The sequence below is a fragment of the Pseudomonas bharatica genome (assembly GCF_048586865.1).
In the GTDB taxonomy this organism is placed as follows: Bacteria; Pseudomonadota; Gammaproteobacteria; order Pseudomonadales; family Pseudomonadaceae; genus Aquipseudomonas; species Aquipseudomonas bharatica.
This window is the reverse complement of record NZ_JBMAWR010000038.1, coordinates 24246-36165: the sequence shown is the minus strand read 5'-3', so window position 1 is coordinate 36165 and position 11920 is coordinate 24246. Positions and strand designations below refer to the sequence as shown.

8 protein-coding genes are annotated in these 11920 nt (G+C 64.5%); 2 read left to right on the top strand and 6 right to left on the bottom strand.

Going from position 1 to position 11920, the window contains the following annotated elements:
* Window positions 1–50: 50 nt before the first annotated feature.
* The 3 genes from ACKLLE_RS26150 to ACKLLE_RS26140 all read right to left on the bottom strand — a co-directional run bounded on the left by ACKLLE_RS26150 (window position 51) and on the right by ACKLLE_RS26140 (window position 6177).
* Window positions 51–2459 carry a glucose/quinate/shikimate family membrane-bound PQQ-dependent dehydrogenase gene (locus ACKLLE_RS26150; RefSeq protein ID WP_420059471.1) on the bottom strand — a complete coding sequence of 803 codons (2409 nt, stop codon included), beginning with the start codon at window positions 2457–2459 and terminating at the stop codon, window positions 51–53.
* Between the two features lie 45 nt (window positions 2460–2504).
* On the bottom strand, window positions 2505–3842 hold the full coding sequence (locus tag ACKLLE_RS26145; RefSeq protein ID WP_420059470.1) for a carbohydrate porin: 1338 nt from the start codon (window positions 3840–3842) through the stop codon (window positions 2505–2507).
* Between the two features lie 295 nt (window positions 3843–4137).
* Window positions 4138–6177: a TonB-dependent receptor gene (locus ACKLLE_RS26140; RefSeq protein ID WP_420059469.1), complete on the bottom strand. Its 2040-nt coding sequence runs from the start codon at window positions 6175–6177 to the stop codon at window positions 4138–4140.
* A gap of 162 nt (window positions 6178–6339) precedes the next feature.
* On the opposite strand from ACKLLE_RS26140, the gene ACKLLE_RS26135 reads away from it, so the two are divergent.
* Together ACKLLE_RS26135 and ACKLLE_RS26130 are read left to right on the top strand one after the other, a co-directional pair.
* The gene (locus ACKLLE_RS26135; protein ID WP_009399821.1) at window positions 6340–6573 is read left to right on the top strand and encodes a VF530 family protein; all 234 of its coding nucleotides are present in this window, start codon (window positions 6340–6342) and stop codon (window positions 6571–6573) included.
* Between the two features lie 4 nt (window positions 6574–6577).
* The gene (locus ACKLLE_RS26130) at window positions 6578–7216 is read left to right on the top strand and encodes a Pr6Pr family membrane protein (RefSeq protein ID WP_420059468.1); all 639 of its coding nucleotides are present in this window, start codon (window positions 6578–6580) and stop codon (window positions 7214–7216) included.
* Window positions 7217–7222: 6 nt separating this feature from the next.
* Here the strand turns inward: ACKLLE_RS26130 and ACKLLE_RS26125 are convergent, their stop codons facing one another.
* From ACKLLE_RS26125 to ACKLLE_RS26115, 3 genes are all read right to left on the bottom strand, one after another.
* Window positions 7223–7990, bottom strand: coding sequence for a siderophore-interacting protein (locus ACKLLE_RS26125; protein WP_420059467.1), 768 nt, complete (start codon window positions 7988–7990; stop codon window positions 7223–7225).
* Window positions 7987–8544, bottom strand: a complete 558-nt coding sequence (locus tag ACKLLE_RS26120; RefSeq protein ID WP_009399816.1) for a PadR family transcriptional regulator — start codon at window positions 8542–8544, stop codon at window positions 7987–7989. The genes ACKLLE_RS26125 and ACKLLE_RS26120 overlap by 4 nt, the downstream gene beginning before the upstream one ends.
* A 146-nt stretch (window positions 8545–8690) precedes the next feature.
* The gene (locus ACKLLE_RS26115; protein WP_420059466.1) at window positions 8691–11858 is read right to left on the bottom strand and encodes a transglycosylase domain-containing protein; all 3168 of its coding nucleotides are present in this window, start codon (window positions 11856–11858) and stop codon (window positions 8691–8693) included.
* Between the last annotated feature and the right edge of the window lie 62 nt (window positions 11859–11920).

Here is an 11920-nt window from a genome sequence, read left to right as displayed (position 1 = left end):
ATACCCTGTGGGAGCGGGTTCACCCGCGATGAGGCCAGTAGCAGCGACGCTTAGTTAGGCAGTTTGTAAGCGATGATGTAGTCGCCCATCCTGGTCCCCAGCGACCCATGCCCGCCTGCCGTCACCAGCACATACTGCTTGCCGTCCTTGCCGGTATAGGTCATCGGCGTCGCCTGCCCACCCGCCGGCAGGCGCGATTTCCACAGTTCCTTGCCGGTATTGACGTCATAGGCGCGCAGGTACTGGTCCAGGGTGCCGCTGAGGAAGCCCAGGCCACTGGCGGTGACGATCGAGCCACCCATGCTCGGCACACCGATCGGCAGGCCGATCGGAATCGGCGAGCTGTCGCGGCTGGTGCCGTTCTTGTGCTTCCACACCACCTTGTTGCTCAGCAGGTCGATCCCCGCCACATAGCCCCAGGCCGGTGCCTGGCATGGCACGCCCAGTGGCGACATGAACGGGTGCATGGTTACCGCATAAGGCGCGCCGGTGTTGGGCTGCACGCCACTGGTCTCGCTTTCGCGCTTGCTGCCCTCGGCCACCTCGGCACGCGGCACCATTTTCGAGACGAAGGCCATGTAGTTCGGGCTGGTGAACAGCAGTTGACGTACCGGATCCACCGACACGCTGCCCCAGTTGAATACACCGACGTTACCCGGATACACCAGCGAACCCTGCACCGACGGCGGGGTGTACTGGCCTTCGTAGCGCAGCTCGCGGAACTGGATGCGGCAGAGCATCTGGTCGAACGGGCTGGCGCCCCACATGGCCTGTTCGGTCAGGTCCGGGCCGAGCAGGTTGAGGTCGGAGCGGGCCTGGGTCGGCGCAGTGTGGTCGCCCGGTACCGCGCCCTGCGGCACCGGGATCTCGCGGATCGGCACGATGGCCGTGCCGTCGCGACGGTCGAGGACGTACAGGCTGCCCTGCTTGGTCGGGGCGATCAGCGCTGGCTTGACGCCATCGGCAGTCTTCAGGTCGAGCAGGGTCGGTTGGCTGCCGACGTCCATGTCCCACAGGTCATGGTGAGTGAACTGGTAGTTCCAGCGCACCTTGCCGGTCGCCAGGTCGAGGGCAACGATGCCGGCGCTGAATTTCTCGGCGCCCGGCGTGCGGTCCGCGCCCCATTGGTCCGGGGTCTGGTTGCCAAGTGGCAGGTAGACCATGCCGAGGTTTTCATCGACGCTGGCCAGCGACCACATGTTCGCCGAGTTGCGGCTGTAGGTCTTGCCCGGGGCCAGCGGCTTGGTGTCGTCCGGGTTGTTGCTGTCCCAGTTCCACACCAGACGGCCGTCGTGCACGTCATAGGCGCGGATCACGCCGGACGGTTCGTTGGTCGATTCGTTATCGGTGACGTGGCCGCCGATGATCACCAGGCTGCGGGTGATGGCTGCCGGCGAGGTGGAATAGTAGCCACCGGCGGTGAACGGGCCGATGCCCTGGGTCAGGTCGATGGTGCCGTTGTTGGCGAAGCCTTCGCAGACCTTGCCGTTATCGGCGTTGAGCACGATCAGCCGGGCGTCGGCGGTCGGCAGGTAGAGACGCCGCGGGCAGGCGCGGGCCACGGCCTGGCCGGCTTCGCTGATCTTCGGTGCCGGGCTGCCGTCGGCGTTGACGTAGTTGTTCTCGTCGTAATAGGACACGCCGCGGCAGGTCATGTGGGCAAAGCCCTTGAAGCTGCCGGACGGGCTCTTGATCTGTGGGTCGAAGCGCCAGATTTCCGCGCCGGTGTCCGGGTCCAGGGCCAGCACCTTGCTGTGCGCCGTGCAGGCGTAGAGCATGCCGTTGACCTTGAGCGGAGTGTTCTGGTTGGTCAGCTCGACCGGGTCGTCCGCACTGGGCAGATCGCCGGTGCGGATGCGCCAGGCTTCTTCCAGCTGATAGATGTTGCTCGGGGTGATCTGCCGCAGCGGCGAGTAGCGATCGCCATATTCGGTGCGGCCATAGGCCTGCCAATCGCCGTCGGGCATGTCCGGTGCGGTACTGAACAGGGTGGTGGTGTCACGCCCCAGCTCGCCCTTGATTTCGCCCGGATGGGTGAACTGGCTGGCAATCGCGGTGGCGCCGGAAGCGACCACGGCTATGCCCAGCACCGCCAGGTTGACCCGCGCCGGCTGGCCGGCCAGGCCCCGCAGTGGCCGCCGCGCCCAGGGCAGCAGCAAGACCACGCCAAGGGCGAACCACAGGGACAGGCGCGGCACCAGTTGCCACCAGTCCAGGCCCACTTCCCACAGGGCCCAGGCGGTGCTGCCGAGCAGTACCAGCCCGTAGAGGCCAAGGGCGTGCTTGCGCAAGGCCAGCAGCATGATCCCGGACACGGCGAAGCCGATGCCGGCGATCAGGTAATACAGCGAGCCGCCCAGTTGCATCAGCTTGATGCCGCCGGCCACCAGGGCCATGCCCATCAGCAATAGCAGCACACCGAGCAGTCTCGGTAGCCAGCGGGTTCCGTCTGCGCTCATTGGAAGGTTCTCCATCAATGTTGAATCGTCAGGCCCGCGGGCCGGTTAAAAGTGGCTCTGGATCTTCAAACCGCCGACCAGCGCATCGTCCACTGCCTGTACCCCGCCCGGATGGCGGATGTATTGCAGGTTCGGGCGCAGGGTCAGCCAGTTGGCCAGGTGGATGCCGTAGTACAGCTCGGCGCTGTATTCGGTGTCCTGGACCGGCAGGAAGGCCGGTTCGTCGAAATCATCGACGCCGGCGACGCGGTTGTGCGCCGCGGCGTTCTTGCGGTAGGCCGGGTTGACGTGCACGCGGGCCAGGGCGAAGCCGATATCGTCCTGGGCCCTGGCGTCGAACGGCCCCTTGTACACCACACCTGCCTGAACGTAGTTGTCGATGGCATTGGTCTTCTTGTCGTGCAGCGTGGCATTGGCGAAAACGCTCAGGCCACGGGAATGGTCGCTGGCCAACGACGTCACCTGCTGCTGCGCGCCCAGCCAGAAACCATGCTTGCTCGAGCGGCTGCGGTAGGCTTGGCCGCTCAGCGCGGCAGGCTGGCCGTTGGCGTCGCGGTAAACATCCTTGGCGTTGGCATTACTGTAGTAGTACCCCGCCCGATATTCCCCCTTAAGGCTTCTGATTACCGGGCTCCAGACCAGTTCAACCGGGAACATCGCGCCCTGGGTGCCGCTGCCACTGAGTTTGAAGCCGTTGTTGCGTTCTAGGTTCGACGGGTTCTGCTCGAAGGCGCCCACCTGGGCGTACAGCTCGGGGCTGAAGTTGTAGCGCACCCGCGCGGCCCATTGGCTGACGGGCCAGTTGTACCAGCTGTCGCCGACCCAGTTGCCGACCTGGGAGCCGCAGAACGCCAGGTTCTGGAAGTCGCAGGGGAAGCTGTTGAAGTCCTCGCCTTCGCCGAAGCGCCCGGCCTTTACGTCCAGGGCACCGTCGAAGTACTTCTGCCTGATCCACAGCTGCGTCAGCCGCCAGGTCTGGCCACGGCCCCAGACTTCCTGGGCCGAAGTGAAACCACCAACGCGGGGATCGTTGATGCGGTCGTTGCTGATGTTGTTGCCGTGGCGCTCGGTGATGGTCAACTGGAACTCGGTGGCGTTCCAGCCGAGGATCCGGTCCAGGTCCAGATGGCTGCCGAAGGCGAACTGATCGCTGTAGCGCGCGCTGCGGTCGTGGTCGTAGCCGCCGTGCAGGTTGCTGCCCATTTCCCCGGTGTAGTCCAGGCTGAAGTCATAGCCGCGCTCGGCCAGCGCGCTGCGGGTGCCGTTCCAGTCGCCGAGCATCCATGGGGAGTCGGCGCTGAACATCGGCGTGGCCTGGACAGAGGCGGCGAGGGCGCACAACAGCGGTGCGGCGAGGAGTCGGAAAGCAGGGGGGCAGGGCATGAGATAGCGCTATCTTTTGATTGTTGAAAAAAACGGCAGATATCCCGGCGCTGGGAGTTCGCCAGGATTTTTCGGTAAATTCGGAGTGATTAAGCGTTTCAGCTTGGGGCGGGGAGGATATAGAGGATTGATGGGGTTGGAAAGGCTGGAGGTTGTCAGGGTGTTTTGTGGGATTGGTAATAATCCTGTGGTGACCTTACGGGCCTCATCGCCGGCAACGCCGGCTCCCACAGGTTTCGCGGCGCATGCTGGGCCCTGTGGGAGCCGGCGTTGCCGGCGATGGTGGCACCACGAATCAGAAGGTCGTCCGCAGCCCCACCTCCACACTCCGCCCCGCAGCCGGCGCGACGTCCCGCAGGATCGAGCTGGCATAGCGCACGGTCTGGTCAGTCAGGTTTTCACCGCGGACGAACGCCAGCCATTCGCTTTCACCCACATTGAAGCGATAACCGACACTCGCCCCCAGGGTGGTGTAGCCATCGGTGCTGGTCTCGTTGGCCGGCTTGCGATGCTGTGATGCGGCGTGCTGCACATCGATCCGTGCCTGCCAGCGATCCAGGTTCCACACCAGCCCGCTGTTCAGGCGCAGCGGCGCGATGCGCGGAAGGTCTTCGCCAGTGTCGAGGTTCCTGGCCCGGGTGTAGTCGCCGGACAGTTCCAGGGCGAAGCTGCCGTAACGGTTTTCCAGCAATTGCCAGCGGTCCTGCGCCTCGATGCCGTAGAAGCGCGCCCGCACGCCGCTGTACAGGTACTCGGGGATATCACCGTCGTCGTGGTCATGGTCATGATCGTCATCGCCATGGTCGTGGCCTTCGCGCAGTTCGCCACTGGCCAGCAGGCCGATGTAGTTGCGGAAGTGGCTGTAGAACACGCCGACGCTGCCTTTGTGCGTACCGTTGTCGAAACGCAGGGCAAGATCGCCGGAGATGGCTTTTTCCTTCGACAGGTTGGGGTCGCCCACTTCGTAGGCGCCGGTGGCGACGTGGGTGCCGTTGGCATACAGCTCGTAGAAGGTCGGCGCGCGTTCGGTATAGCCGAGGCTGGCGGCCAGGGACCAGATCGGTGTCAGTCGATAGACCGCGCCCGAGGACAGGCTGGCAGCCGTGAAGCTGCTGGCGCTGTCGGCTGCGGCGAAGCGCTCGTTGCCCTTGGCGTCCGGATCGACCCGGGTGTGCTCCAGGCGTCCGCCCAGGCTCACGGCCAGGCGTTCGCTGGCTTGCCACTGCTCCAGGACGAACAGGGCGACGCTGTCGGTATCGGTCTGCGGGACGAAGGCTTCTTCGCCCAGGGCGGAGAATTCGTTGCGGTTGACCTGCGCACCGATCACCCCTTCCAGCGGCCCCAGCGGCTGGTGACGGGCTTCGACCCGGGCCTCGTAGCCCTTGTTCTTGAAGGTGGTGTGGACTTCGCCTTCTTCGAGTTCGCTGTGCTTGTAGTCGGTGTAGCCGAGATCGACCTTCAGCGAACTGAACGGGCCTTCCAGGTCACGGATTTCCGAAGCGAAGCCGTAGTGGTCCTGCTCCATGGCCAGGCGCACGCCGGGCTCGGCCACCGAGCCGTAGTTGCCGTCGTAGCGGCTGTAGGACACGCCAGTGTAGCCATGCTCCCAGGCATAGGAACCGCCGACCGCGCCACCGTCCTGGCGACCGTCGCTGTTTTCCAGGCGATGGCGGCTGCCGGACTCGTCGGCGTCCCGCACCTTAGAACTGCGGGCATAGCCGGGGATACGCAGGTCATTGAACCGCCGGCTGTTGGCGTCCAGGTGCAGGGCGAACTGCCCGTTGCCGGTCTCCAGTCTGCCTGCCGCGCTGCGTGTGGTATCGGCGCCGCCGTAGCGCAGTTCGCCGGCACCCTGGATACCTTCGATGGCCTCGGTCGGGATGCGATTGTCGAAGGTGTTGACTACGCCGCCGATGGCGTTGCCGCCATAGAGCAGCGCGGCCGGACCACGAACGATTTCCACCCGGTCGATGTTCACCGGATCCAGCGGCACGGCATGGTCGTAAGACAGTGACGATGCGTCGAGCGCGCCGATGCCGTTGCGCAGGATACGAATCCGGTCGCCATCCAGGCCGCGAATGATCGGGCGGCTGGCGCCCGGTCCGAACCAGGTGGAGGACACGCCCGGCTCGCCATCGAGGGTTTCGCCGAGGCTGCCTTTTTGTTGCAGCAGCAGCCGGTCGCCTTCGAGCACGCTGCTCGGCGTCGCCAGTTGGGCGTTGCCCAGCGGATTGGCAGTGATCACCTGGGGCTCCAGTTCCAGGGCCTGGCTGGGCGATGACGCTAGCCAGAGCGCGACAGCGAGAGGAGAGAGCGGGTGGGGCAGGTAACGCATGTAGGGTCCTTGGCAGGTTATGAATGGTTACACTATAACATTGCAATAATGTCCATTTGCAATCCACCTGGAGGACCACCCCGCGAACTAGACTGTCTGGAGCATTGCCCCGCTGCACAAAGGGGCCTAAGGTGCGCACCTTCGTTTGGCTGGAGCACTGGCATGACCGCCACTGACAAGAACCCGCTGCATGGCGTGACCCTGGAACAGATCCTCAATGCCCTGGTGGCCCGCTACGAATGGTCCGGGCTGGCGCAGCGCATCGATATTCGCTGCTTCAAGAGCGATCCGAGCATCAAGTCGAGCCTGACCTTCCTGCGCAAGACGCCGTGGGCACGGGAAAAGGTGGAAAGCCTCTATCTGAAGATGCTGCGTGACATCAAGCGCGAGCAGTAGGCGCATGAGTGCAAAGGGCTGGACCGGTGCCGCGGCGGTGCTTGGCTGGTTCGGGCTGACGGTGCAGTTGTACCTGATCCTGATCGCCCGCTGGCAGGGCGACGCCAGCCTGCTGGGCGGGCTGGTGAATTTCTTCGGTTTCTTCACCGTGCTCAGCAATATCCTGGTTGCCACCGTACTGACGGCTGATGCCTTCGGGCGTGACGCTTCGGCACGGCGTTTCTGGCTGGCGCCTTCGGTGGTGTCCGGTGTGTTGGCGAGCATCCTCTTCGTGGCGATCGCCTACAGCCTGCTGCTGCGCCATCTTTGGCAGCCCCGGGGCTGGCAATGGATCGCCGACGGGCTGTTGCACGATGTGATGCCGCTGTTGTTCGCGCTGTATTGGTGGCGGCGGACGCACAAGGGCGCCTTGCGCATTGGCCATGTGCTGGCCTGGTCGGGGTATCCGCTGGTGTATTTCGGCTATGTCCTGCTGCGCGGGCAGATGATCGGGTTTTACCCGTATCCGTTCATCGATGTCGCCGCGCTCGGCTACGAGCAGGTGCTGCTCAATGCGCTGGTGATGCTCGCGGCGTTCATGCTCCTGGGCCTGTGCGTTGTCGGCCTGGACCGCTGGCAGGGAAAGCGCCGCGGCCAGGCCTGAGCAATATCACTCCTCGTCGTGCGGATCGAGGCGCCAGTAGGCGGCAGCCTTGAGGCGATCCTCGGCCACGCCTTTCTCTTCAAGCAGCAGTGCCTTGGCCTTGCGGGTCAGGGCCTTTTCCAGGGCAACCCAGGCGTACAACTCGCCGCCCGGCAATTGCAGGCCGGCCAGCACGTCCAGCACCGACTGCTTGTGCCGTTCGACCCAGATCACCTCGACATCGGCCTTGCTCGGCAGCGGCTGGCGCTCATGCTCGTCCTCGATTTCCACCACCACCAGCACCTTGCGCCCGCTGCCGAGCTCTTCGAGGCGCCGGCCAATGGCCGGAATCGCGGTCTCATCGCCCACCAGCAGGTAGCTGTCGAAGATATCCGGCACCACCAGCGAGCCGCGTGGGCCGGCGATATTCAGCCTGTGGCCGGGTTTGGCCTGGGCCGCCCAGGTCGATGCCGGGCCATCGCCGTGGAGAACGAAGTCCAGGTCCAGTTCGTTGTTGACCAGGTCGATACGGCGCGGGGTGTACTCGCGCATGGTCGGCTTGATGCCGTCCTTCGGCAGGTCGAGGGCATCCATGGCTGCCTGCTCTTCAGCGTTGTTGGCGAACAGCAGCTTGACGTGATCGTCGCTGCCCAGGCTGACGAAGCCCTGCAATTGCTCGCCGCCAAGGGTGATGCGGCGCATGCGCGGGGTCAGGTCGACCACCTTGAGCACCGTCAGTTGACGGTGCTTGATCGGGTGCATGACGCGGTGGATGGTGTTTTCGCTCGAAGTCATTCGGATGGCTCCTGGGAAGGGGAGGTGAGAGGTCCGGCAACGATGGCTTTCGCGGTTTCATTGAGCAGGTGGCGTACCCGCTCTATTTCTTGTGGGTTCCAGCGCCCGCTGTGCATCTGCAGGGCATGACGCAGGTTGTGTACGGCTTCGTGGATCTCCGGCGGCCGGTCATGGCCGCGCAACGAGCGCTTGCTCACTTCGATGCGGGTGCGCACGCCATCCAGGGCGACAGCCTGTTCCTTCAGTGATTCGCGCCCGGCCTCGGTGGCCTGGTAGCGCTTCTTGCTGCCATGGACTTCGCCAATGATCAGCTCGCTCTCTTCAAGGAAGGTCAGGGTCGGGTAGATGACGCCGGGGCTCGGGCTGTAGTTGCCGTCGAACAGGGCTTCGATCTGGCGGATCAGGTCGTAGCCGTGGCAGGGCTGCTCGGCCAGCATGGCCAAAAGCAGCAGTTTCAGATCGCCCGGGGCGAAGACCCGCGGGCCCCGGTCGCCGCGCTCGCGACGGCGTTCGAAGCCTTCGGGCTCGCGGTGGGAAGAGTGGTGATCGCGCATGGGAGGAGCTCCTGGTTGCTTGCGATATGTCTCAAGATATTACTCAAGATATATCTTATTGCAAGCCCAGGTGCTGAAAGGTGTGTTGAAGCAAAGGGCCCTATCGCTGGCTTGCCAGCGATAAGGCCCTCAAGAACAACGAAGATCTAATGTGCCTGGGTAACACTCGCCCCAGGCTCCGCCGTCAGCGGCACCGCACACTGGGTATTGCCACCCGGCTTGAGATACGGCAGCAGCATCGGTGCCATGCCCTTGAGCACCTGCACCGGCAGCGCCGAGGTGAATTTGAACGACTCCGCGGCGCGCCCCGGCACGAACGCCGTCAGCGTGCCGAAATGGTTATCGCCCAGGTAGAACACGAAGGTCGCGGTGCGATTGAGCGAGCGCGAGCCGATCAGCCGGCCACCGGCACCGAAGCTTTCGATGCGGTTGTCACCGGTCCCGGTCTTGCCGCCCATGGTCAGCACGGTGCCGTCATCCAGCTTGAAGGTCCCGGAAACCCGCCTTGCCGTCCCGGCATCCACCACCTGCGACAGCGCCCCGCGCAAGGCCCGGGCCACTTCGACGGACAGCACCCGCTCGCCGCGGTCCGGATCCCCGGCCAGGCTCACTTCGTAGGGCGTTCCGGCGGCGAAATGCAGGGTATCGATGCGCAACACCGGCAAACGCACGCCATCGTTCTGGATGATCCCGATCAACTCGGCCAGTGCCGCCGGGCGGTCGCCGGAGCTGCCGATGGCGGTGGCAAGCGAGGGCACCAGGTGGTCGAAGGGGTAGCCGACCCGCTTCCAGCGCTGGTGGATATCGAGGAAGGCTTCGACTTCCACCAGGGTGCGGATGCGGCTGTCGCGTGCGCCCTTGTGCTTGCTTTTGAACAGCCAGCCATAGACTTCCTGGCGCTCGAAATGGCTGGCCAGGGTCGCTTCCTGGAAGCTGGCGCTGGGATGCTTGAGCAGGTAGCCGACCAGCCACAGGTCCAGCGGGTGCGACTTGGCGATGAAGCCCTGGTCGGGCAGGTCGTACTTGCCGGGGCCGTAGGCGGCGTAGAGGATTTCCAGGCGCTCGTCGCTGAGCGGGTCCTTTTTGCCACCGGCCGGCTTGGCGACCACGCCTTCCTTCTTCATATGGGCGCGGACGAAAGCGTTGAAGGTGGCCTGGTCGGCCTCCGGGAACAGGTAGCGGTGCACTGCGGCCAGGCGGATCGGCGTGACCCGCAGACCGTCAAGGAAGGTGTCGAGCCGTTCCTGGGAGGTCTTGCGCTGGTATTTTTTCCAGAACCGGCGCAGGAAATCGGTGCCTTCGCGGTCGGCGAAGCGCGCCAGGTATTCCTGGCGCCGCGGTTCGGCATCGTCCTTGAGCAGGGCCGCGCTGTTGCCCGGCGCCTGGTAGGTGCTGTAGCGCACCAGGTCGCGCATCAGGCGAATGAACGGCAGGTTGATCGACTCGCGCAGGGAGTCCTTGAGGGTCGGGATGCGCCCGTTGTCTTCCTTGCGGAAGTTGTTGAACACATGCAGCCCGCCGCCGGTGAAGAACGCCTCGCCGGGACTGGCCGAGTACTTGCGTTCAAGGGCGGCGTCGAGCATTGCGTTGATGTCGCGGTCCTTGTTCTGGATCAGCCAGTCGATGGACCAGCGGGTGATGAAATCGACATCGGCCACTTCGACTTTCTTCAGATCCGCGACCGACATCTTGCCGTAGCGGTCATGCAGCTCGGAAATGATCTCCAGGTAGCTGGTCAGCACCCGCAGCTTCGCGGTAGAGCCCAGTTCCAGCTTGCTGCCTTCGTTGATATCGAAGGGCTGGTCGGTGCTGTCGGTCTGCACCCGCACCCGCGAGCCGTCGGCGGTGCGCTCCATGAGGGTGAAGCTGTAGCGCACCTGGGTGGTACTGGTGGGCGTCAGCAGCCGCTCGCCGAACAGGCCCATCTTCGCCGCGAACTCCGGATTGGCAAGGTCGCGCAGGTATTGGCTGATCTGTTCCTGCAGGTCCGATTGCAGGGTGCTGGTGGCCGACAGATCGAGGCGGTCGAGGTCGTACAGCGGGCGGTTGAGCATGCTCGACAAGCGGCTGCGGGCCACGCTGATGCCCTTGTTGGTGACGATCGGCACGATGGTCGGCTGGGCCACCCAGTCGCGGTAGATGGCCTTGCTCGCCAGGGCCGCGTCGGCCAGCGGCTTGTCGATGATGTTGTTGGCGGCGAGCAGGCGGACATGGCTGTCGGTCAGGGTCGCCAGTTCGTTGCGGCCCTTGGACAAAAAGTGCGAAGGCCGGCGCTGGGCGATCATCAGCGACAGTACCTGGCGCAGGGCCAGGCCACGGGCGGCAAGGGTGTCGGGGTCGGTGGCGGTGGACGACAGCAGGCGGTTGACCTCGGCGAAGTCGGCGCCATACCAGACCCGCAGGCCTTCGGCCATGCCGTGCACTTCGCCATGCCCGGGCACCGCCGACAGCGGCACGCTGTTGAGATAGTCGCGAACGATGCGTTGGCGTGCTTCCAGGGTCTGCGGGCCGTCCTGGTAGGCGCGCACGCTGGCGGAAATCATCTGGCGAATCTTCTCGGCGCCGGACACGGTCAGGCCGTCCGGCGAATGGCGGTATTTCTCCAGTTGCGTGGCCAGGGTACTGCCGCCCGCCGACTGGCCGGGCAACGCCAGGTACTTGGCGACCTGGGTGTAGGCCGCCTTGGCGAAGCGCGGCCAGTCCACGGCCGGGTTGGCATTGGGGTCATTGGGGTCGAGCAGGTCGCGGTTTTCGATGAACAGCAGGCTGTGCACCATCACCGGCGGGATCGAGGCGAAGTCGGGGTAGAGATGCTGGGGGTACTGGTACTGGTAAAGCACGCTGCCCTTGCAGTCGGTGATGCTCAGGCCGCTCTGGATCTTCTCGGTATAGGGTACGAAGAAGCCGTGGTTGACGTAGTCCATCAGTGCCGGGGAGAAGCTCGTCTGTTCCACTACCACGTAGTCCCGCTTCAGCAGGCGCGGGATGAACTCGCCGAGGGCGCTGTAGCCAAGGCGCTTGTCGAACGGGCCTTCACCCGGATAGACGATCGCATCGCTTGGCCCCTTGTGCATCGAGTAGCTGAGGGTGGCGGCGAAGCGGCTGAATTCCCGGGACTGGATGGCCGAGGTCTGCATTTCCTTGGCTGCCGCATAGGCCAGCAGGGCCAGGGTAACCAGCACGATCAGGAACAGCAGCCACCACAGCAGGCGCAGCCGGGAACGACGCGGAGGCGGTGGAGGGGACGGCGGTACTTCCGATTGCTCGGCGGCTGCGAGGTTACTGCCGTTATCGGAGTGCCACTGTGCGCCCATAGTCTTAAGCCTGATTTCGTTATTTCTCTTGCTTTGTCTGAAGCTTAGACGCTGGTCGCAGG